This is a genomic window from Pseudomonas frigoris (genome assembly GCF_047758635.1).
GTDB lineage: Bacteria > Pseudomonadota > Gammaproteobacteria > Pseudomonadales > Pseudomonadaceae > Aquipseudomonas > Aquipseudomonas frigoris.
Map to the genome: position 1 here is coordinate 1,369,130 of NZ_CP180479.1, position 20,695 is coordinate 1,389,824.

At 58.9% G+C, this 20,695-nt stretch carries 20 protein-coding genes; 17 read left to right on the forward strand and 3 right to left on the reverse strand.

Going from position 1 to position 20,695, the window contains the following annotated elements:
* Positions 1-24 precede the first annotated feature (24 nt).
* The 14 genes from hscA (at position 25) to ACMXYH_RS06260 (ending at position 13,953) form a co-directional block, all read left to right on the forward strand.
* On the forward strand, positions 25-1,887 hold the full coding sequence (hscA, locus tag ACMXYH_RS06195) for a Fe-S protein assembly chaperone HscA (protein WP_415766604.1): 1,863 nt from the start codon (positions 25-27) through the stop codon (positions 1,885-1,887).
* A gap of 2 nt (positions 1,888-1,889) precedes the next feature.
* Entirely contained in the window at positions 1,890-2,231 is a 342-nt protein-coding gene (gene fdx, locus ACMXYH_RS06200) for an ISC system 2Fe-2S type ferredoxin (protein WP_033061467.1), read from the forward strand.
* Positions 2,232-2,245: 14 nt separating this feature from the next.
* Complete coding sequence (gene iscX, locus ACMXYH_RS06205; protein ID WP_116581898.1) at positions 2,246-2,446, forward strand: Fe-S cluster assembly protein IscX; 201 nt, start codon at positions 2,246-2,248, stop codon at positions 2,444-2,446.
* A 204-nt stretch (positions 2,447-2,650) separates the two neighbouring features.
* Positions 2,651-3,076, forward strand: a complete 426-nt coding sequence (gene ndk, locus ACMXYH_RS06210; protein ID WP_007916882.1) for a nucleoside-diphosphate kinase — start codon at positions 2,651-2,653, stop codon at positions 3,074-3,076.
* A gap of 28 nt (positions 3,077-3,104) precedes the next feature.
* Positions 3,105-4,253 (forward strand): 23S rRNA (adenine(2503)-C(2))-methyltransferase RlmN, encoded by a 1,149-nt coding sequence (gene rlmN / locus ACMXYH_RS06215; protein ID WP_033061468.1) that lies wholly within the window; start codon positions 3,105-3,107, stop codon positions 4,251-4,253.
* Positions 4,254-4,265: 12 nt separating this feature from the next.
* Positions 4,266-5,024 carry a type IV pilus biogenesis/stability protein PilW gene (pilW, locus tag ACMXYH_RS06220; protein ID WP_129438191.1) on the forward strand — a complete coding sequence of 253 codons (759 nt, stop codon included), beginning with the start codon at positions 4,266-4,268 and terminating at the stop codon, positions 5,022-5,024.
* The gene (locus tag ACMXYH_RS06225) at positions 5,024-6,049 is read left to right on the forward strand and encodes a RodZ domain-containing protein (RefSeq protein ID WP_415766605.1); all 1,026 of its coding nucleotides are present in this window, start codon (positions 5,024-5,026) and stop codon (positions 6,047-6,049) included. Before pilW ends, ACMXYH_RS06225 begins: the two co-directional genes overlap by 1 nt.
* A gap of 3 nt (positions 6,050-6,052) precedes the next feature.
* The gene (gene ispG / locus ACMXYH_RS06230) at positions 6,053-7,162 is read left to right on the forward strand and encodes a flavodoxin-dependent (E)-4-hydroxy-3-methylbut-2-enyl-diphosphate synthase (protein WP_008147751.1); all 1,110 of its coding nucleotides are present in this window, start codon (positions 6,053-6,055) and stop codon (positions 7,160-7,162) included.
* 24 nt (positions 7,163-7,186) lie between these two features.
* Complete coding sequence (gene hisS / locus ACMXYH_RS06235) at positions 7,187-8,476, forward strand: histidine--tRNA ligase (RefSeq protein ID WP_282375262.1); 1,290 nt, start codon at positions 7,187-7,189, stop codon at positions 8,474-8,476.
* A 40-nt stretch (positions 8,477-8,516) separates the two neighbouring features.
* Positions 8,517-9,158 (forward strand): tetratricopeptide repeat protein, encoded by a 642-nt coding sequence (locus ACMXYH_RS06240; protein WP_129438184.1) that lies wholly within the window; start codon positions 8,517-8,519, stop codon positions 9,156-9,158.
* Positions 9,151-10,302 (forward strand): outer membrane protein assembly factor BamB, encoded by a 1,152-nt coding sequence (bamB, locus tag ACMXYH_RS06245; protein ID WP_134417307.1) that lies wholly within the window; start codon positions 9,151-9,153, stop codon positions 10,300-10,302. The genes ACMXYH_RS06240 and bamB overlap by 8 nt, the downstream gene beginning before the upstream one ends.
* Positions 10,303-10,442: 140 nt before the next feature.
* Positions 10,443-11,912 carry a ribosome biogenesis GTPase Der gene (der, locus tag ACMXYH_RS06250; RefSeq protein ID WP_129438180.1) on the forward strand — a complete coding sequence of 490 codons (1,470 nt, stop codon included), beginning with the start codon at positions 10,443-10,445 and terminating at the stop codon, positions 11,910-11,912.
* A 113-nt stretch (positions 11,913-12,025) separates the two neighbouring features.
* Positions 12,026-13,174 carry a pyridoxal phosphate-dependent aminotransferase gene (locus ACMXYH_RS06255; RefSeq protein ID WP_415766606.1) on the forward strand — a complete coding sequence of 383 codons (1,149 nt, stop codon included), beginning with the start codon at positions 12,026-12,028 and terminating at the stop codon, positions 13,172-13,174.
* The gene (locus ACMXYH_RS06260; RefSeq protein WP_095131624.1) at positions 13,162-13,953 is read left to right on the forward strand and encodes an amidohydrolase; all 792 of its coding nucleotides are present in this window, start codon (positions 13,162-13,164) and stop codon (positions 13,951-13,953) included. The genes ACMXYH_RS06255 and ACMXYH_RS06260 overlap by 13 nt, the downstream gene beginning before the upstream one ends.
* 205 nt (positions 13,954-14,158) lie before the next feature.
* On the opposite strand, the gene leuA is transcribed toward ACMXYH_RS06260, so the two are convergent.
* A complete protein-coding gene (gene leuA / locus ACMXYH_RS06265) occupies positions 14,159-15,838 on the reverse strand; it encodes a 2-isopropylmalate synthase (protein WP_008147766.1) in 1,680 nt (559 codons plus the stop codon).
* A 398-nt stretch (positions 15,839-16,236) separates the two neighbouring features.
* On the opposite strand from leuA, the gene ACMXYH_RS06270 reads away from it, so the two are divergent.
* The gene (locus ACMXYH_RS06270; protein WP_129438172.1) at positions 16,237-16,593 is read left to right on the forward strand and encodes a hypothetical protein; all 357 of its coding nucleotides are present in this window, start codon (positions 16,237-16,239) and stop codon (positions 16,591-16,593) included.
* A 136-nt stretch (positions 16,594-16,729) separates the two neighbouring features.
* Here ACMXYH_RS06270 and ACMXYH_RS06275 read toward each other — a convergent pair whose 3' ends face one another.
* Positions 16,730-17,551, reverse strand: a complete 822-nt coding sequence (locus ACMXYH_RS06275; RefSeq protein WP_415766607.1) for a peptidoglycan DD-metalloendopeptidase family protein — start codon at positions 17,549-17,551, stop codon at positions 16,730-16,732.
* Between the two features lie 3 nt (positions 17,552-17,554).
* Positions 17,555-18,934: an exodeoxyribonuclease VII large subunit gene (gene xseA, locus ACMXYH_RS06280; protein ID WP_033061484.1), complete on the reverse strand. Its 1,380-nt coding sequence runs from the start codon at positions 18,932-18,934 to the stop codon at positions 17,555-17,557.
* Between the two features lie 157 nt (positions 18,935-19,091).
* On the opposite strand from xseA, the gene ACMXYH_RS06285 reads away from it, so the two are divergent.
* Together ACMXYH_RS06285 and ACMXYH_RS06290 are read left to right on the forward strand one after the other, a co-directional pair.
* The gene (locus tag ACMXYH_RS06285) at positions 19,092-19,859 is read left to right on the forward strand and encodes a sulfite exporter TauE/SafE family protein (RefSeq protein ID WP_415766608.1); all 768 of its coding nucleotides are present in this window, start codon (positions 19,092-19,094) and stop codon (positions 19,857-19,859) included.
* A gap of 162 nt (positions 19,860-20,021) precedes the next feature.
* A complete protein-coding gene (locus tag ACMXYH_RS06290; protein ID WP_129438159.1) occupies positions 20,022-20,570 on the forward strand; it encodes a sugar ABC transporter ATPase in 549 nt (182 codons plus the stop codon).
* The last annotated feature ends 125 nt before the right edge of the window (positions 20,571-20,695 follow it).

Here is a 20,695-nt window from a genome sequence, read left to right on the forward strand (position 1 = left end):
ATATACAGATAAGTCCTGATAACGATGGCCCTACTGCAGATCGCCGAACCCGGCCAAAGTCCTCAACCGCACCAGCGTCGTCTGGCTGTGGGGATCGACTTGGGCACTACCAATTCGCTGGTCGCTGCGTTGCGCAGTGGTCTTTCCGAACCTCTGGCTGACGCTGACGGGCAGGTCATCCTGCCGTCTGCCGTGCGCTATCACGCTGATCGCGTCGAAGTCGGCGAGTCGGCCAAGCTGGCTGCCGCCACCGATCCTTTGAACACCGTGCTGTCGGTCAAGCGCTTGATGGGTCGTGGTCTGTCCGACGTCAAGCAATTGGGCGATCAACTGCCGTACCGCTTTGTCGGCGGCGAATCGCACATGCCGTTCATCGACACGATTCAGGGCCCGAAAAGCCCGGTCGAAGTTTCCGCCGATATCCTGAAAGTGCTGCGTCAGCGCGCCGAAGCGACGTTGGGTGGCGAACTGGTAGGCGCGGTGATCACCGTTCCGGCCTATTTCGACGATGCTCAGCGTCAAGCCACCAAGGATGCCGCCAAACTGGCCGGTCTTAATGTGCTGCGTCTGCTCAATGAGCCGACCGCCGCTGCTGTGGCTTACGGTCTGGATCAACAAGCTGAAGGCCTGGTCGCGATTTATGACCTGGGTGGTGGCACCTTCGATATTTCGATTCTGCGTCTGACCGGCGGCGTGTTTGAGGTTTTGGCTACCGGCGGCGACAGCGCGCTGGGCGGCGATGACTTCGACCACGCAATCGCTGGCTGGATCATCGATTGCGCCGGTCTGTCCGCCGACCTCGATCCGGGTGCGCAACGCCATCTGCTGCAAACCGCTTGTGCGGCCAAAGAAGCCCTGACCAATGCCTCGTCCGTTGAAGTTGCTTATGGCGACTGGAAAGCCGAGCTGACCCGTGAAGCCTTCAATGCGCTGATCGAGCCGATGGTTGCTCGCAGCCTGAAAGCCTGTCGCCGCGCTGTGCGTGATTCCGGCATCGAGCTGGACGAAGTGCACGCGGTGGTCATGGTGGGCGGTTCGACACGCGTGCCTCGCGTCCGCGAAGCCGTCGCTGAAGCCTTCGGTCGCGAACCGTTGACCGAAATCGATCCGGATCAAGTGGTGGCCCTCGGTGCCGCGATCCAGGCCGATACCCTGGCTGGCAACAAGCGTGATGGCGATGAGTTGCTGTTGCTTGACGTGATTCCGTTGTCCCTGGGGCTGGAAACCATGGGCGGACTGATGGAGAAGGTGATTCCACGCAACACCACCATCCCTGTCGCCCGAGCTCAGGACTTCACGACTTATAAAGATGGCCAGTCGGCCATGGCGATCCACGTATTGCAGGGTGAGCGCGAGCTGATCAGCGACTGCCGCTCCCTGGCACGCTTCGAATTGCGCGGCATTCCGGTGATGGTGGCCGGTGCGGCGAAGATTCGCGTGACCTTCCAGGTCGATGCCGACGGTCTGCTCAGTGTATCTGCCCGCGAACTGGGCTCGGGCATTGAGGCCAGCATCCAGGTCAAGCCGTCCTACGGTCTGACGGATGGCGAAATCGCCAAAATGCTCAAGGACTCGTTCCAGCACGCCAACGACGACAAGGTCGCTCGGGTGTTGCGTGAACAGCAGGTCGATGCCCAGCGCCTGATCGAAGCGGTGCAGGGCGCCCTCGATGTCGATGGCGAGCGTTTGCTCGACGCCGAAGAGCGCATGGTCATCGAATTGCAGATGCAGGAACTGACCGAATTGATGAAAGGTACTGATGGTTACGCCATCGAGCAGCAGACCAAGCGTCTGTCGCAAGTGACCGATGCCTTTGCTGCCCGCCGCCTGGACTCGACGGTGAAAGCCGCGCTGGCGGGGCGCAACCTGAATGAGATTGAGGAATAACGATGCCGCAGGTCATTTTTCTGCCACACGAGAAGTTCTGCCCGGAAGGTATGGTTGTGGAGGCTGAGCCTGGCACATCCATTCTCGAGCTGGCCCACGAGCACCATATCGAGATGGAAAGCGCCTGTGGCGGCGTCTGCGCCTGCACCACCTGTCATTGCATCATTCGTGAAGGCTTTGACTCGCTGGAAGAAGCGGATGAGCTGGAAGAAGATTTTCTGGATCGTGCCTGGGGTCTGGAGGCGCAATCGCGTCTAGGCTGTCAGGCGATCGTCGGGAATGAAGATCTGACTGTCGAAATTCCGAAATACTCGGTCAACCATGCGGCTGAAGCGCCGCACTGATTCAAGGAATTGAAATGAGTCTGAAATGGGTTGATGTGCTGGAAATCGCGATCCAGCTGGCTGAATCCAAGCCGGATGTGGACCCGCGTTACGTGAACTTCGTCGATCTGCACAAATGGGTGCTGGCATTGCCGGAGTTCAGTGATGATCCGACCCGCGGTGGCGAGAAGGTGCTTGAAGCCATTCAGGCCGCCTGGATCGAAGAAGCAGAGTAGGAGCTGACGAGCGAAGCGAGGCTGCGATCTTTTCCGATGCCACTTGAATCTCAAGTGCAAGACCAGGATCAAAGGATCGCAGCCTTCGGCAGCTCCTACAGAAGGCGGAGGGTCGCGACCTGTAAGCCGTTAGGCAATACCAAAGAACCCGCGTATAATTCGCGGGTTTAATTTTTCGCAAATTACCGTTTCTGGAGTTACACCATGGCTGTTCAACGTACTTTCTCCATCATCAAGCCTGACGCTGTTGCAAAAAACGTTATCGGCGAGATCACCACTCGTTTTGAAAAAGCTGGCCTGCGCGTTGTAGCTTCGAAACTGAAGCAATTGTCCAAAGCTGAAGCTGAAGGCTTCTACGCTGAGCACAGCGCTCGTGGTTTCTTCGGCGACCTGGTTGCTTTCATGATCTCCGGTCCGGTTGTCGTTCAGGTTCTGGAAGGCGAAAACGCTATCGCTCTGAACCGTGAGCTGATGGGCGCTACCAACCCTAAAGAAGCTGCTGCCGGTACCATCCGCGCTGACTTCGCTGATTCCATCGACGCCAACGCTGTACACGGTTCGGACTCCGAAGCCGCTGCTGCTCGCGAAATCTCGTACTTCTTCGCAGCTACTGAAGTAACCACTCGCTAAGCATTGGCTTAAGAGTGAAGGTGAATCCATGACTACATCGACTGTAAAAACCAACCTGCTGGGTCTGACTCAGCTGGAAATGGAAAAATTCTTCGACTCAATCGGGGAGAAGCGTTTCCGTGCCGGTCAGGTAATGAAATGGATTCACCACCTTGGCGTCGATGATTTCGACGCCATGACGAACGTCAGCAAGGCCTTGCGCGACAAGCTCAAGGTTATTGCCGAGGTTCGCGGTCCTGAAGTTGTCAGCGAGGACATCTCCACCGACGGCACCCGCAAGTGGGTGGTGCGCGTGGCGTCCGGCAGCTGCGTCGAGACCGTGTACATTCCCCAGGGCAAACGCGGCACTTTGTGCGTTTCGTCCCAGGCAGGCTGTGCCCTGGATTGCAGTTTCTGCTCCACCGGCAAGCAAGGATTCAACAGCAACCTCACTGCCGCCGAAGTCATCGGCCAGGTGTGGATTGCCAATAAATCGTTCGGCAGCATCCCGGCGACCGCCGACCGTGCCATCACCAACGTGGTGATGATGGGCATGGGTGAGCCGCTGCTGAACTTCGACAACGTCGTGGCTGCCATGCATCTGATGATGGATGACCTGGGCTACGGGATCTCCAAGCGCCGCGTAACCCTGTCTACCTCGGGTGTGGTGCCGATGATCGATGAGCTGTCCAAGCACATCGACGTCTCCCTGGCGTTGTCCCTGCATGCACCAAACGACGCATTGCGTAACCAATTGGTGCCGATCAACAAGAAGTATCCGCTTAAGATGCTGCTCGAGTCGTGCCAGCGCTACATGTCGTCCCTGGGCGAGAAGCGCGTACTGACCATTGAGTACACCTTGCTCAAAGACATCAACGACAAGGTCGAACACGCGGTCGAGATGATCGAGTTGCTCAAGAACATCCCGTGCAAGATCAACCTGATTCCGTTCAACCCGTTCCCGCATTCCGGTTACGAGCGCCCGAGCAACAACGCGATTCGTCGTTTTCAGGATCAGCTTCACCATGCCGGCTTCAATGTCACCGTACGCACCACCCGCGGTGAAGACATCGATGCCGCGTGTGGCCAATTGGTAGGGCAGGTGCTGGATCGCACCCGTCGCAGCGAGCGTTATATCGCCGTGCGTGAGTTAAGCGCCGAAAACGATATCGCACAGAACGCTGCGAACAATAATTAAGAGAGGATCTCTATGTCCCTGCGCTTAGCGCTGCTTTTGCTGTTGGCCAGCCTGTGTGCTGGTTGTGTCCTGTCGGGCGATTTCAACCCGATGAAGACCAGCAAGGGCCGCGATGAGGCGCGCGTTGCCTATGTGCAGCTGGGCTTGGGGTACTTGCAGCAGGGTATGACCGAACGGGCGAAAGTACCGTTGAAGAAAGCGCTGGACCTGGATGACTCGGATCCGGATGCCAACGCTGCGCTGGGCCTGGTATTCCAGGCCGAGATGGAGCCGGAGCTGGCGGATCAGCATTTTCGCAAGGCGCTGTCTTCTCGCCCCAACGATGCGCGAATCCTGAACAACTACGGCAGTTTTCTTTTCGAAGAGAAACGGTACAAAGAAGCTTACGAGCGCTTTGAACAGGCCGCCGCCGATACCTTGTATCCTGAGCGCTCACGGGTGTTCGAGAACCTCGGCATGACCGCTTCGAAGCTGGGGCAGCGCGATCTGGCGCAGCAGCAGCTGGAAAAATCCCTGCGTTTGAATCGCCAACAGCCACGTGCATTGCTGGAAATGGCTGAGTTGTCCTTCGAAGACAGGCATTATGTGCCCGCGCGTGACTATTACGATCGTTTTAGCCTGCTCACCGAGCAAAATGCACGTAGTCTATTGCTCGGCGTTCGGCTGGCAAAAGTGTTTGATGATCGCGACAAGGCCGCCAGTTTTGGCCTGCAACTAAAACGACTCTATCCCGGTACGCCGGAATATCAGCAATACCTGTCGGAGCAATGATGAAAGCGGCGCATCCCGAAGTTGTAGCAGCGAATCGCGTTAATCCCGGTGAGACCTTGCGCCAGGCCCGCGAAAGCAATGGCTGGTCGCTGGCCGAAGTGGCCCTCAAGCTCAACCTCACCGTCAATTCCCTGAGCAATCTGGAAGCCGGCGCTTTCGACAAGCTGCCTGGGCATACCTTTGCTCGCGGTTATATTCGCGCCTACGCGAAATTGCTCGGTATGGATCAAACCGTACTGGTCCAACAGTTCGACCAATCCACCGGCACCGACTCCCAGGGCAGCAACGTTCATAGCCTGGGACGTATCGAAGAGCCGGTTCGGGTTTCCCACACCATTTTGCGAGTTGTCAGCCTGCTGTTGCTGTTGGCAGTGATTGGTGGTGGTTTTGTCTGGTGGCAGGATCAAACCTCATTGCGCACCAAAGACCTGACTAGCCTGAGCCCGGAACACGTTGAAGTCGAAGGCGCTGACGGCACCACCCAGATCCATCCGCTGGACGAGCCGGAAGACCAGGCCGTCGCGGAAGGTCAGGCTGAAGGCTCGACGTCGCTGGCGTTGCCACAAGCCGAAAATTCCTCTGAAGCACCGGCCGAAGCTGAAGCGACCGCGCCTCCGACTGCACCTGCTGCGCCAGCGCCCGTTGCACCGACGCACAGCATCGCTCCGGTTGTCGCGACTCTGACCACGCCATCCCCGACTGCTCCTGTTGTATCAGCCCCGCCTGCGAGCGCCTCGGTTACTCCGACCATTCCCGCTCCAGCAGCGGCTGCTCCGGTTGCCGGCCAGGGTCAGGTTCAACTGCAATTCACTGCTGATTGCTGGACGCAAGTGACCGATGGCACCGGCAAGGTGCTGTTGAGCGGTCTCAAGCGTAAAGGCGAAAACATTTCCGTGAGCGGCAAGCCACCTTTCTCCGTGCGTCTGGGCTTCGCCCGTGGTGCGCAGGTCAGCTACAACGGGCAGGTGGTTGATGTCGCTCCGTTCACCAGTGGCGAGACTGCTCGCCTGAAGTTGGGTCAATAAGTCATGCACGGCGAATCTCCAATCAAACGTCGCGAATCCCGCAAGATCTGGGTCGGTAATGTGCCCGTTGGCGGCGATGCGCCTATCGCTGTGCAGAGCATGACCAACAGCGACACCAATGACGTAGCCGCTACCGTGGCCCAGATCAATCGTCTGGAAGCGGCTGGCGTCGATATCGTGCGAATTTCCGTGCCCGACATGGATGCCGCTGAAGCCTTCGGCAAGATCAAGAAACTGGTCAAAGTGCCTTTGGTTGCCGACATCCACTTCGACTACAAGATTGCTCTGCGCGTAGCCGAACTGGGCGTTGACTGCCTGCGAATCAACCCGGGCAACATCGGTCGCGAAGACCGCGTGCGTGCGGTAGTCGATGCCGCCCGTGATCGCGGGATTCCGATCCGCATCGGCGTGAACGCCGGTTCCCTGGAAAAAGACCTGCAAAAGAAATACGGCGAGCCGACCCCGGCTGCGCTGGTTGAGTCGGCCCTGCGTCACGTCGAGCACCTTGAACGCCTGAATTTCCAGGACTTCAAGGTCAGCGTGAAAGCTTCTGACGTATTCATGGCCGTCGCCGCTTACCGCTTGCTGGCCAAGGAAATCGTCCAGCCGCTACACCTGGGCATCACCGAAGCCGGTGGTTTGCGTTCAGGCACGGTGAAATCCGCCGTGGGCCTCGGTATGCTGCTCGCCGAAGGGATTGGCGATACTATTCGCATCTCGTTGGCGGCCGACCCGGTCGAGGAAGTGAAAGTCGGCTACGACATTCTCAAATCCCTGCATCTGCGTTCCCGTGGCATCAACTTCATCGCCTGCCCGAGCTGCTCGCGGCAGAACTTCGATGTGGTCAAAACCATGAACGAGCTGGAAGGGCGCCTCGAAGACCTGCTGGTGCCGCTGGATGTCGCGGTCATCGGTTGCGTGGTCAACGGGCCGGGCGAAGCCAAGGAAGCCCATATCGGCTTGACCGGCGGCACGCCAAACCTGATTTACATCGACGGCAAGCCGTCGCAGAAACTGACGAATGACAATCTGGTGGATGAGCTTGAACGCTTGATCCGCCAGAAAGCGGCCGAAAAGGTCGAAGCCGACGCGGCAGTAATCGCCCGCGGCTAAGTCGAACGAATTTAAGGATTTATAGTGAGCAAGTCTCTGCAAGCCATACGTGGCATGAACGACATCCTGCCCGAGCAGACTCCCCTGTGGCGTCATTTCGAGGGCACCGTCTCGCGTTTGCTGGATAACTACGGTTACAAGCAGATCCGCATGCCGATCGTCGAGTTCACCGAGCTGTTCAAGCGCTCGATCGGTGAAGTGACCGACATCGTCGAGAAAGAGATGTACACCTTCGACGACCGCAACGGCGACTCCCTGACCCTGCGCCCCGAAGGCACAGCGGCCTGCGTGCGTGCGGTGCTCGAGCACGGCATCACCGGCGGTGGCCAGGTGCAGAAACTCTGGTACATCGGCCCGATGTTCCGCCACGAACGTCCGCAGAAAGGCCGTTATCGCCAGTTCCACCAGATTGGTTGCGAAGTCTTCAACCTCGACGGTCCGGACATCGATGCCGAGCTGATCGTGCTGACCTGGCGCCTGTGGGGCGAGCTGGGCATCCGTGATGCGGTCAAGCTCGAACTCAACAGTCTGGGCACTGCCGAGTCCCGCGGTCGTTATCGCGAAGCGCTGGTCGAGTTCCTTTCGGCCCGCCTGGACAAGCTGGACGAAGACAGCCAGCGTCGCCTGAAGACCAACCCTTTGCGGGTTCTGGATACCAAGAACGCTGACACTCAAGCCGTACTGGTCGACGCGCCGAAAATGGCCGACTACCTCGACGAAGAGTCTCGTGTGCACTTCGAGGGTCTCAAGGCTCGTCTGGACACCGCCGGCATTCCTTACGTGATCAACCCGAAGCTGGTTCGCGGGCTGGATTACTACAGCAAGACCGTTTTCGAATGGGTCACCGACCAGTTGGGCGCCCAAGGCACCGTGTGTGCCGGTGGTCGTTACGATGGTCTGGTGGAACAGATGGGCGGCAAGCCGACTCCTGGCGTTGGTTTCGCCATGGGCATCGAGCGCCTGGTGCTGTTGCTTGAAACCCTGGAGCAGATCCCGGAAGAGATTTCCCGTCAGGTCGACGTTTACCTCTGCGCCTTCGGTGAAGCCGCCGAGCTGGCCGGTCTGGCCCTGAGTGAACGTGTTCGTGATCAGTTGCCCAACCTGCGCCTGCAAGTGAATGCCGGCGCCGGCAGCTTCAAAAGCCAGTTCAAGAAAGCCGACAAGAGCGGTGCGTTGTACGCGCTGATCCTCGGTGACGACGAAATGGCCCAGCAAGTGGTAGGTTTCAAACCCCTGCGTGGCCAGGGCGAGCAACAAAGCATTGCCTGGGATGCGCTTGCTGCACACCTGGCCACCTGCGTCGTGCAGGGTTGAAGCTGTCAAACAGCCGATTTAGCGATTAAGGAGTATTGGGGTGTCGAGTACCGAAGACGAACATCTGGCGGATTTGAAGGACTGGTGGACACGCAACGGCAAGCCCCTGGTCACTGGCGGCCTGTTGGCGCTGGTCATCGTGTTCGGCTGGCAGGCTTTTCACAAGTATCAGAGCAATCAGTCGCAAGGCGCCTCGATGCTTTATCAGCAACTGCTGGAAACCACGCTGACGCCAGACGGCAAGCCTGATGCCGCCCGTGTTGCGGACCTGGCCGGCAAGCTCAACAGCGAGTTCGGCGGTAGCGCTTACGCGCAGTACGGCAGCCTGTTCGTGGCAAAAGTTGCGGTCGACAGCGGCAAGCTGGATGACGCAGCCAGCGAGCTGAAAGCCATCGTCGCCAAACCGGCCAACCCGGCGCTGGGCGAAATTGCTCGTCAGCGCCTGGCGCAGGTGCTGGCCGCGCAGAACAAGGCCGATGAAGCCCTGAAATTGCTCGAAGGCGATGCCGATAAAGCATTCCTGGCCACTCGCGAAGAACTCAAAGGCGACCTGCTGGTGCAGTTGGGTCGTACCGACGAAGCGAACACGGCGTATCAAAAAGCCAAGGCGGCACTGTCGGATGAAGCGGCAGTGGGTGGCCTACAAATCAAGCTGGACGACCTGGCCAAAGGGGATGCGTGACGTGATTCGTTGGAAACATGCAGCATTGCTGGCTCTGGCCATATTGGCCGCGGGTTGCAGCAGCAACAGCAAAAAAGAACTGCCACCGGCCGAGTTGACCGACTTCAAAGAAGAAGTGGTTCTGCACAAGCAGTGGAGTCGTTCGATCGGTGACGGTCAGGGCGAATCGTACAACATGCTGGTTCCGGCGATCGATGGCGATACCATCTATGCCGCCGACGTCACCGGTGTGGTGATGGCGATGGATCGCAACAATGGCGACGTCAAATGGAAGAAAGATCTCGAACTGCCTGTTTCCGGCGCTGTCGGCGTCAGTTACGGTCTGCTCCTGATCGGTACGATCAAGGGTGAAATCGTTGCCCTGGACGCCATCAACGGTGAAGAGAAATGGCGCGCTCGCGTGTCCAGTGAAGTCCTCGCACCGCCGGCCAACAACGGTGATGTCGTTGTCGTTCAGACTCAGGATGACCGTCTGATCGGTCTGGATGCCGCTACCGGCACCCAGCGCTGGTTGTATGACAGCACTCCGGCGGTATTGACCCTGCGCGGCACCAGTGCGCCGATCGTCACCAACCGCCTCGCGGTGGCTGGCCTGTCGACCGGTAAAGTGGTCGCTCTCGATATTTCCAACGGCGTGCCGGTGTGGGAACAACGTGTAGCGATTCCACAAGGTCGTTCGGAATTGGAGCGCGTTGTCGATATCGACGGTGGCCTGCTGCTGTCCGGCGGTACGCTGTATGTCGCCAGCTATCAGGGTCGCGTTGCGGCACTGGATCTGGAAAGCGGTCGTCAGCTCTGGCAGCGTGATGCTTCCAGCTATGCCGGTGTCGCCCAGGGTTTTGGCAGCGTCTATGTGAGCCTGTCTTCGGGCACCGTTGAAGGCGTCGACGAACGTTCCACCACAGCCTTGTGGAGCAACGATTCGCTGGCCCGTCGTCAACTGTCGGCTCCGGAGGTGTTCTCCAGCTACGTTGCCGTCGGTGATATGGAAGGTTACCTGCATCTGCTGAGCCAGGTGGACGGTCGTTTCGTCGGCCGCGAGCGCATCGACAGCGACGGCCTGCGTGCCCGTCCGCTGGTGGTGGGTGACACGATTTATGTGTATGGCAACAGTGGCAAACTGGAAGCCCTGACCATTAAGTAAAGGTTTGACTATGCTTGGGGTTAGTTCCCCAAGCGGCCCCGTTTTGCGGGGCTCGCAGCGCTTACAGGCGCTGCCCCGAGCACCAGCCGCTGCCTCGCAGCGGCTTTTGTATTTTCTGAAATAACGAAGTGGAGAGCCGCATGGTTCCCGTAATCGCCCTGGTGGGCCGACCGAACGTCGGCAAGTCCACCTTGTTCAACCGCCTGACCAGGACTCGCGACGCCATCGTCGGCGACTTGTCCGGTCTGACCCGTGATCGCCAATACGGTGAGGCCAAGTGGCAAGGGCGTTCCTACATTCTGGTCGACACCGGCGGTATCTCCGGTGACGAGCACGGTATGGACGAAAAAATGGCCGAGCAGTCGCTGCTGGCCATTGAAGAAGCGGATGTCGTTCTGTTCCTGGTAGATGCCAAGGCCGGTTTCACCGCCGCCGACCAGATGATCGCCGAGCATTTGCGCAAACGTAACAAGCGTTCTTACGTGGTTGCCAACAAGGTCGACAACATCGACCCTGAAATGGCCCGCGCTGAATTCGCCCCGTTGGGCATGGGCCACGCGATCCCGATCGCCGGTGCGCATGGTCGTGGCATCACCCAGATGCTTGAAATCGCTCTGAGCTCCTTCCCGAAAGACGAAGAAGAGCCGGAAGATGGCGAAGAGGAGATCGTTGCCGAAGGCGAGGAAGCCAAGCGCATTCCTGGCCCAAGCGAAAAAGACGGGATCAAGATCGCGATCATCGGCCGCCCGAACGTCGGCAAGTCGACCCTGGTCAATCGCATGCTCGGTGAAGACCGGGTAATCGTTTATGACGAGCCCGGCACCACCCGCGACAGTATCTACATCCCGTTCGAGCGTAACGACGAGAAGTACACGCTGATCGACACCGCCGGTGTGCGCAAGCGCGGCAAGATCCACGAAGAAGTTGAAAAATTCTCCGTGGTCAAAACCCTGCAAGCGATCAAAGACGCCAACGTGGTGATCTTCGTGATGGACGCCCGCGAAGGCGTGGTCGATCACGATCTCAACCTGCTGGGCTTCGCCATTGAGTCGGGTCGTGCGCTGGTGATCGCGATCAACAAGTGGGACGGCATGACGCCGAGCGAGCGCGACTTCGTGAAGGTCGAGCTGCAACGTCGACTGTTCTTCGTTGACTACGCCGACATTCACTTCATCTCGGCCCTGCACGGCACCGGCGTGGGCAACCTCTACGCCTCCGTACAGAACTCGTTCAAGTCTGCGGTCACCCGCTGGCCAACCAACCGCCTGACCACGATTCTGGAAGATGCAGTTGGTGAGCACGCGCCACCGATGGTCAACAACCGTCGGATCAAGCTGCGTTATGCCCACTTGGGTGGTGCTAACCCGCCGATCATCGTGATTCACGGTAACCAGATCGAGAAAGTACCGAAGTCTTACGTGCGCTATCTGGAAAACACTTATCGTCGTGTCTTGAAGCTGGTCGGTACGCCTATCCGCATCGAGTTCAAGGGCGGCGAGAACCCGTACGAAGGCAACAAGAACTCGCTCACCGACCGTCAGGTCAACAAGAAGCGTCGGATGATGTCGCACCACAAGAAAGCCGACAAAAAGCGCCGCGACAAGCGCTGATTCAGGCAAGCGGAAGAGGGCGCCCATGGCGCCCTTTTTCATGCCTGCCGTTTGGGCTATCCTCGGGCTCTCCCGCGCCGCCGTAGAGCCGGGTGTAGAGCAGGGAATCACCGATGATCACCAGTAAGCTGCCGAATGTCGGCATCACTATCTTCACTCAGATGTCTCAGCTCGCGGCGCAAACCGGGGCGCTGAATCTGTCCCAGGGTTTTCCCGATTTCGATGCGCCGCAGGCCCTGTGCGATGCGGTCGGTCGGCATATCGCCAATGGCCACAACCAGTATTCGCCGATGACCGGCCTTCCTGCATTGCGTCAGCAGATTGCGGCGAAGATCGCCCGCAGCTACGGCGTCAATGTTGATGCTGACCATGAAGTGACAGTCACGCCCGGTGCAACCCAGGCGATCTTTTGCGCCATTCAAGCGGTTATCCACAGCGGCGACGAAGTGATCGTGTTCGATCCGGCCTACGACAGTTATGAACCTTCGGTTGAGCTGGCCGGTGGTCGCTGCGTTCATGTGCAGTTGGGCCTGAATGACTTCGCCATCGACTTCCAGAAGCTGGGTGAAGCCATTACGCCGCGCACGAGGATGATCATCCTCAACACCCCACATAACCCAAGCGGCGCGCTGATCAGTCGTGCCGAGCTGGATCAGTTGGCGGCGTTGATTCGCGACCGCGACATCTATGTCATCAGCGATGAGGTCTACGAACACCTGGTGTTCGATGGTGTACCCCACGTCAGCGTGCTGAATCACGAAGAGCTGTATCAGCGTGCATTCGTGGTCAGCTCCTTCGGCAAGACTTATCACGTCACTGGCTGGAAAACCGGCTACGTGGTCGCACCGCCGGCCCTCACCGCCGAGCTGCGCAAGGTTCACCAATACGTCAGTTTCTGCGGCGTAACACCGCTGCAATATGCCTTGGCCGACTACATGGCCGAACACCCGGAACACATCGAAGAGCTGCCGGCGTTCTATCAGGCCAAGCGCGATCTGTTCTGCGATCTGCTGACGCCGTCGCGCTTCAGCTTCACCCGAGTGGCCGGCACGTATTTCCAATTGGTCGATTACTCGCAGATTCGCCCGGACCTCAATGATGTCGAGATGGCGTTGTGGATGACCCGCGAACATGGCGTGGCGAGCATCCCGATCTCGGTGTTCTACCAGACTCCGCCCGAAGGCCAGCGCCTGGTGCGCCTGTGCTTCGCCAAACGCGAGGAGACCCTGCGTGAAGCAGCGGCAAAACTATGCGTGATCTGAGTGCACTGCCCAATCTGAACATCGCGCTGATCCAGACCACCCTGGCCTGGCACGATCGTCAGGCCAATCTGGAGCATTTTGAGCCGTTGCTGGAACAGGCTCGCGGGGCTGACCTGATCATCCTGCCGGAGATGTTCACTACCGGTTTCTCGATGGAGTCCGAGACCCTCGCCGAGTCGGAAAACGGTCCGACCAGCAAATGGCTGCGGGTTCAGGCCGCGAAACTGGATGCAGTGATCACCGGCAGCGTGATCGTCCAGGCAGCTGACGGCAGCCATCGCAATCGCCTGTTGTGGGCGCGGCCGGACGGGGAGGTGTGGCACTACGACAAGCGCCATCTGTTCCGCATGGCCGGCGAGCACAACCACTTCACCCCCGGCGAGCGACAGGTGCAGTTCGAACTCAAGGGCTGGCGAGTGCGTCCGTTGATTTGCTATGACCTGCGCTTCCCGGTCTGGAGTCGCGATGCTCAGGACACCGATTTGCTGCTGTACACCGCCAACTGGCCGGGTGCACGGCGTCAGCACTGGAACCGTTTGCTGCCAGCGCGGGCGATCGAAAACCTTTGCTACGTGGCGGCGGTGAATCGCATTGGTACTGACGGCAAAGGTTTTGCTTACACCGGTGACAGCCAGGTGCTGGACTTCCAGGGTGAGACGTTACTCAGTGCGGGCGAAGCCGATGGCGTGTTCCAGGTTGTTCTGAACGCTGCAGATCTTCAGGCTTATCGAACACGCTTTCCAGCGAACCTGGATGCGGATACCTTCGAGTTCACCTGAGATCTCGGCGGCCTGAACCGGCCTTTTCGCGAGCAAGCCCGCTCCCACAGTTGATCAATGTGAGCACAGATTATGTGTACACCCAAATCCACTGTGGGAGCGGGCTTGCTCGCGAAGAGGCCGGGACAGGCAGCGCAAAAACAGGCAGGCAAACAAAAAGGCCCCGAGGTCCGCACCTCGGGGCCTTTTGCGTTTCAGCGATGACTTACGCCGCTTTCGCTTCCGGCTGGCTCAGCGAGCGGTTCAGCGCGCTGAACAGGGCCTTGAAGCTGGCGGTGGTGATGTTTTCATCGATACCAACGCCGTGCACCGCACGTTCACCATTCACACGCAGCTCGATGTAGGCCGCAGCCTTGGCATTGGTGCCCGAACCGATGGCGTGTTCGTTGTAGTCCATGATCTCAACCGGAATCGGCAGACCGGCCACCAGCGCTTCCAGGGCGCCGTTGCCCTTGCCACGCCAGTGCAGGTTGGTTTCGCCCTGACCTTTACCAGAGACTTCCACTTCGACGGCGCTGTGACCGTTTTCTTCCTGCAGGCGATGGCTGACCAGCGCGTACGGGGTGTTGGCCTGCAAGTACTCGCTGTGCAGCAGCGCGTGGATCTGCTGAGCCGTCATCTCGAGGCCCAGGCGATCGGTTTCACGCTGCACAACCTGGCTGAACTCGATCTGCATGCGACGCGGCAAGCTGATGCCGTATTCCTGTTCCAGCAGGTAAGCGATACCGCCCTTGCCCGACTGGCTGTTGACGCGGATCACCGCCTCGTAGCTGCGGCCGATGTCGGCCGGGTCGATCGGCAAGTACGGCACTTCCCACAGGGCGTCCGGTTTCTGCTGGGCGAAGCCCTTGCGGATGGCGTCCTGGTGGGAGCCGGAGAACGCGGTGTGAACCAGGTCACCGACGTACGGGTGGCGTGGGTGCACCTGGATCTGGTTGCATTCTTCGACGACTTTGCGCACGCCGTCGATGTCGGAGAAGTCCAGCTCAGGGTGAATGCCCTGGGTGTAGAGGTTCAGCGCCACGGTCACGAGGTCGACGTTACCGGTACGTTCGCCGTTGCCGAACAGGCAACCTTCGACACGGTCGGCACCGGCCATCAGGCCCAGTTCGGTAGCCGCAACGCCAGTGCCACGGTCGTTGTGGGTGTGCAGGCTGATGATCACGCTGTCACGACGGTTGATGTGACGGCCGAACCATTCGATCTGGTCGGCATAGATGTTCGGGGTCGCGCATTCGACGGTGGCTGGCAGGTTGAGAATCACCTTGTGCTCAGGCGTCGGGTTCCAGACTTCGATGACTGCGTCGCAGACTTCTTTGGCGAACTCGAGCTCAGTGGCGCTGAAGGTTTCTGGCGAGTATTCGAAGGTCCACTCGGTGTTTGGCTGCTGGGCGGCATATTTGACGAACAGCTTGGCCGCGTTCACGGCGATGGCCTTGACCCCTTCCTTGTCCTGATTGAAGACAATGCGACGGAAGGAAGGGGAGGTGGCGTTGTACAGGTGAACGATGGCTTTCTTCGCCCCGCGCAGGGATTCGAAGGTGCGCTCGATCAAATCTTCACGGCCCTGGGTCAGCACCTGAATGGTGGTGTCGTCCGGGATGTGGTTGCCTTCGATCAGGGTGCGCACGAAGTCGAAGTCGGTTTGCGAAGCCGCCGGGAACGACGCTTCGATTTCTTTAACGCCGACCGACACCAGGGTTTTCCAGAAACGCAGCTTCTTGACCGCGTCCATTGGCTCGATCAGCGACTGGTTACCATCACGAAGGTCGGAGCTGCACCAGATCGGCGCGGCAGTAATGGTCTTCGACGGCCAGGTGCGGTCCGGGATGTCGATGGTCGGGAACGCGCGGTATTTCGAAGACGGGTCTTTGAGCATGCTCATCGGGGAATCCTTATTGTGTGGGCCGAAAAAAGGCGGCCTGCCGGTGGATCAAATGTTCTGGGGATAAAGCGTAAGAGGAGGCACCGCGATTCAGCCTGGCAGTCGTGCACTGACAAGGCACAGGCTGCGGTGCTGGCGAAGCTGAATGAGGGTGTGAGAGGTTTTCATGCCTTCAACCCTAACCGCGAGGGTGAAGGATGGCAAGCGGTCGAAAAAAATTGAGAGAAATCCTCGAAAAGTCGTGGTTATCGAGATTTTATTGCGGTGAAGAGTGGTGATTGTTTTTATGTTTGCGCGAGGTTTGAGCGATGCGCAATTGAAGGCTTTCGGTGATGGGGCGTGTCAGCGCGGCTATTCTTAAAGCCTCACCAAGGACTACTGGCAGGCAGGAGTCGGCAATGAACGAGTCGGATTGGAAGCTTTATAGTGCGCTGCGTCCGTTGGCCCATGAGCGGCTATGCATCCGGATCATGGAGGAGGTCGAGCGCATAGTGCTGGATAAAAGCCTGGTGGCTTATGAGCGGATTGAAGCCAGTGAAGAAAGGCTGAAGGCCGGTCAACAGGAACTGTATTGGGCGTTCGGCGTGTTCAGGCACTCACGCAATGAGGCGCCTGCTCACTTACTGGGGCTGTGTACTCATGAGTTGGTCAGCGCTGAAGAGTTGGCGGGCTTCTCGGCGGAAACTCAGACCTGGATCAAAGAGTGCCTGGCGCACAGGGAAATCCATGGGATTGAGGACCTTGAGGCGGAATAAGCGGCGCCAATGAGACCGCCTTCGCGAGCAAGCCCGCTCCCACATTTGATCGGCGTGAACACATATTCTGTGCACGCTGAAAATCTAATGTGGGAGCGGGCTTGCTCGCGAAGGGGCCATCAGCCTCAACAACTATTTATGGCTGAAACGCCCCAATGAAAATCGCTGGATCCACCCGCGCATCATTCAGGCTGATGTTCCAATGCATATGCGGCCCGGTCGCCCGCCCGGTGGAACCGACTTTCCCGACCACTCCGCCACGGGCCAATTGCTGGCCAACCTTCACGTCAATTTTCGACATGTGGCAGAACATGCTGATAAACCCCTGCCCATGGTCGACAAACACCGTGTTGCCGTTAAAAAAGTAGTTACCGATCAGGATCACCTTGCCGGCAGCCGGGGTCTTGATCGGCGTACCGGCAGGCACGGCGAAATCCAGTCCCGCATGCGGATTACGCTCTTCACCATTGAAGAAGCGGCGCACGCCGAACTTGCTCGATAGCGGGCCGTTGACCGGTTTGTCCAGCAGCAGGTTGCTCGGGGTGTTCGGGCTGAAGCTGCGGTAAGCCTGGATCTGTTCGGCCAACTCACCCTCGATGCGCTTGAGATTCTCCGGGTTCGGATTGACCTGCTGCGTGTTCTTCAACGTGATGTGCTGTTCCGGGTATTTCTTGTTACCAACGTTGAAATTCAGATGACGACCGTCACTACTGACCTGCTGCGTGCCCGGTTTTACCGTCAACGGCACGCCGACAATCGCCAGCCAATTGTTCTGTTCCTTGACCACCAATACGGGTTTGCCTTGATAACTGGCCTTCGGCGCCTGCGCAGAGACACCCAGATCCACCACGGCCACGCCGCCCGGCACCGGTTTGTTCAACAGGCGGGTGATGTAACTGTCGGCGTGGGCGTTGAAGGTCAGGCACAGCAACAGCAGCGGAGCTAAAAAACGCGGCATGGATCAATCCAGTAAAGAAAGGGTGACAGGCGTCAGGTGATTGTCTTCGACCCGCACTTGCAGTTCGCCTTCGCCAAGTCTGGCTTTCAGGCGCTGACCATTGTGGGTTTGCGCGGCGTTGCGGATCGCGTTGCCGCGTTCGTCCAGCAAAATGCTGTAGCCACGGCCAAGGGTCGCCAAAGGGCTGACCACATGCAGCGTCTGCATCTGGCTTTGCAGTTGCAGGCGACGGGATTTGAGCCCTTCGCGCATGGCACGGGGCAGGCGTTCGGCAAGGCTGTCGAGGCGCTGACGGAGCATCGCCAGTTGCCGTCCCGGATGTTGCCCGGCGAGGCGGGTTTCCAGACGGATCAACCGTTCGCGACGGGTATTGAGGCTGCGCTCGAACGCGCGGCGCATGCGCATGTCCAGATCATCCAGGCGTTGCGCTTGCTGGCGCAGACGTTCGCCGGGATGGCGCAGGCGGCGGGACATGCCTTCCAGGCGCAGACGGTCACGCATCAAGCGGTCGCGGATACGCATCACCAGACGTCGATGCAGGCTTTCGACCCGACGGACCAGGTCACTGGAATCCGGCGCGAGCAGTTCGGCGGCGGCGGACGGCGTCGGGGCGCGGACGTCGGCCACGAAGTCACTGATCGACACGTCGGTTTCATGGCCGACGGCACTGACAATTGGCGTCACGCAGGCATCCACGGCGCGGGCTACGGCTTCTTCGTTGAAGCACCAGAGGTCTTCCAGTGAACCGCCGCCACGGGCCAGGATCAACGCGTCGAAACCACGGGCGTCCGCCAGTTTCAATGCGCGGACAATCTGCGCAGTGGCTTCGCGGCCCTGCACGGCAGTGGGGATCAGCGTCAGTTGGATCTGCGGTGCACGGCGGCGGAATACGCTGATGATGTCGCGAATCACCGCGCCGGTGGGTGAACTGATGATGCCGATGCGTTGTGGATGCGCCGGCAGCGGCACTTTGCGTTCGGCGCTGAACAGGCCTTCGGCGCTGAGTTTTTCCTTCAACGCATCGAACGCCAGACGCAGCGCACCGTCACCGGCCGGCTCCACGGTATCGAGGATCAACTGATAGTCGCCGCGGCCCTCGAACAGCGAAACCTTGCCGCGGACCTTCACCGCCAAGCCATCCTTCAATGCCTGACGAACCCGCGCCGCGTTCTGCCGGAACAGTGCGCAACGCACCTGGGCACCGCTGTCCTTGAGGGTGAAATACACGTGGCCGGACGCCGGGCGGGCGAGGTTGGAGATTTCGCCTTCGACCCAGATGTTGCTGAACACGTCTTCAAGCAACACCCGCGCGCGGCCGTTGAGCTGGCTGACAGTCAGTACTTCACGGTCCAGGCCGAGTCTTGCAAAGGGATCTTTAATCATGGGGCGCATGATAAAGGCAATGCGTTCCACCTGACACCCCGCACACTTGTAGGAGCTGCCGAAGGCTGCGATCTTTTGACCTTGATTTTTAAGATCAAAAGATCGCAGCCTGCGGCAGCTCCTACGGTGATCAACGGTAATCAGGGAAGACGTGCAGATGAACGTGCTTGAGTTGTTGAGCCAATGGCCCTTCGGCGCTACGGATTGGCTGGTAATCGCGTTGGGCATTGCCCTGGCCTACATCGTGTTCGGTATTGCCGGTTTCGGCACTGCGTTGGTGGCGGGGCCGATATTGATCCTGTTCATGCCGCTGTCGAAAATCGTGCCGCTATTGGTGCTGCTGGATTTCGTCGCGGCGTTCGGCAATCTGCTGCCTTCGCGACGGGATGTGGCGAAGCCTGAGTTGTTGCGGCTGCTGCCGTGCATGGCGGTGGGCTGCACGCTGGGGGTTATTTTTCTACTGAATCTGAAATCCGATGTGTTGTTGCTGTTGATGGGCCTGTTTATCAGCGCCTATGCGATTTACAGCTTGTGGGTCAAAACCCGTCCGACGCAATTGCCCGCCGCTTGGGCCGTGCCGATGGGCACCGTGGGCGGGATGTTCGGGGCATTGTTTGGCAGTGGCGGCTTTTTATATGCGATCTATTTGAACAGTCGCCTGCCCAAAGAGGCAGCCCGGGCGACCCAGAGTGCGCTGATCAGTTGCAGCACGGTGGTGCGCTTGAGCCTGTTTGCTGTCGCGGGTGTGTATGCCGAGCTACCCTTGTTGGTATTGGCGCTGTGTTTATTGCCGGCCATGGCATTGGGGCTGTGGATCGGCCGGCGGTTGACCATGAGATTATCCCGCGAGGCGTTTGTGCGGCTGGTGACCTGGTTGGTGCTGGCCAGCGGAATTGCCTTGATCGGACGTTATTTGAGTGCTTGACCTGAGTGTGTCAGGGATTAAGCTGCCGGCCGCAAACCCTGTGGGAGCGAGCTTGCTCGCGATAGCGAACTGGCAGTCGATATCATCGTTGACTGAAAGATTGCCATCGCGAGCAAGCTCGCTCCCACAAGGGTGATCACTCAGGATTTGCAGGGCTGTGCCATGAACTCCCAAAGCATCATCGTCCCGAAAATCTCCACACTGCCGGTGCACGAACCCCGGGCCCGGGCGGTCGTGCGTTGGCTGGTGCGCAAGAACATCGTCAAAGAAGAACTGACCACCTGTGGCCGCACTGGCAACCGCATGGCTCATGCCATCGGCGACGGTGCCCGCGCTGTCGTGCTGCATCCTGAAGCGCTGCCGTTCGGCGAACCGATCAATGGCCTGGAAATCATCACCAAGCGCTGCATCTATACGCCGGCCAAGGGTTTCCTTGAAGAGGCGGGTTGCGCCGAGTGCCGCAAGGAAGTCGGCGAAGCGCTGTTCGACAGCCTGGAAGACTGGATGCCGGGGCGCACCGATAACTTCACTTGTCCGGAGTGCGGGCATGAAGATGACATCAACGGCTTTCTTTTCCTGCAGGATTGCGGCTTTTCCAACCTGGGCTTTATCTTCAACAACTGGGCCGAGGCCGGGTTCAAACAGAGCTTTATCGACGAATTTGCCGATTGGCTCGATCAGCCTGTCAGTTGGGTCAAGGTCGAACTGTGAATGCGATACCCGTGTAGGAGCTGCCGAAGGCTGCGATCTTTTGATCTTGAAATTTTTAGCCGCGCCGAAAATCAAGATCAAAAGATCGCAGCCTTCGGCAGCTCCTACGCGGCAATAACCCCCGT

Coding starts and splice junctions, on each gene's coding strand:
- der (WP_129438180.1), top strand. CDS start 10,443: ATGGTTCCCGTAATCGCCCTGGTGGGCCGACCGAACGTCGGCAAGTCC.
- ACMXYH_RS06275 (WP_415766607.1), bottom strand. CDS start 17,551: ATGCCGCGTTTTTTAGCTCCGCTGCTGTTGCTGTGCCTGACCTTCAAC.
- pilW (WP_129438191.1), top strand. CDS start 4,266: ATGTCCCTGCGCTTAGCGCTGCTTTTGCTGTTGGCCAGCCTGTGTGCT.
- ACMXYH_RS06290 (WP_129438159.1), top strand. CDS start 20,022: ATGAACTCCCAAAGCATCATCGTCCCGAAAATCTCCACACTGCCGGTG.
- hscA (WP_415766604.1), top strand. CDS start 25: ATGGCCCTACTGCAGATCGCCGAACCCGGCCAAAGTCCTCAACCGCAC.
- iscX (WP_116581898.1), top strand. CDS start 2,246: ATGAGTCTGAAATGGGTTGATGTGCTGGAAATCGCGATCCAGCTGGCT.
- ACMXYH_RS06255 (WP_415766606.1), top strand. CDS start 12,026: ATGATCACCAGTAAGCTGCCGAATGTCGGCATCACTATCTTCACTCAG.
- rlmN (WP_033061468.1), top strand. CDS start 3,105: ATGACTACATCGACTGTAAAAACCAACCTGCTGGGTCTGACTCAGCTG.
- ACMXYH_RS06225 (WP_415766605.1), top strand. CDS start 5,024: ATGAAAGCGGCGCATCCCGAAGTTGTAGCAGCGAATCGCGTTAATCCC.
- bamB (WP_134417307.1), top strand. CDS start 9,151: ATGCGTGACGTGATTCGTTGGAAACATGCAGCATTGCTGGCTCTGGCC.
- ACMXYH_RS06285 (WP_415766608.1), top strand. CDS start 19,092: ATGAACGTGCTTGAGTTGTTGAGCCAATGGCCCTTCGGCGCTACGGAT.
- xseA (WP_033061484.1), bottom strand. CDS start 18,934: ATGATTAAAGATCCCTTTGCAAGACTCGGCCTGGACCGTGAAGTACTG.
- fdx (WP_033061467.1), top strand. CDS start 1,890: ATGCCGCAGGTCATTTTTCTGCCACACGAGAAGTTCTGCCCGGAAGGT.
- ispG (WP_008147751.1), top strand. CDS start 6,053: ATGCACGGCGAATCTCCAATCAAACGTCGCGAATCCCGCAAGATCTGG.
- leuA (WP_008147766.1), bottom strand. CDS start 15,838: ATGAGCATGCTCAAAGACCCGTCTTCGAAATACCGCGCGTTCCCGACC.
- ndk (WP_007916882.1), top strand. CDS start 2,651: ATGGCTGTTCAACGTACTTTCTCCATCATCAAGCCTGACGCTGTTGCA.
- ACMXYH_RS06270 (WP_129438172.1), top strand. CDS start 16,237: ATGAACGAGTCGGATTGGAAGCTTTATAGTGCGCTGCGTCCGTTGGCC.
- ACMXYH_RS06260 (WP_095131624.1), top strand. CDS start 13,162: ATGCGTGATCTGAGTGCACTGCCCAATCTGAACATCGCGCTGATCCAG.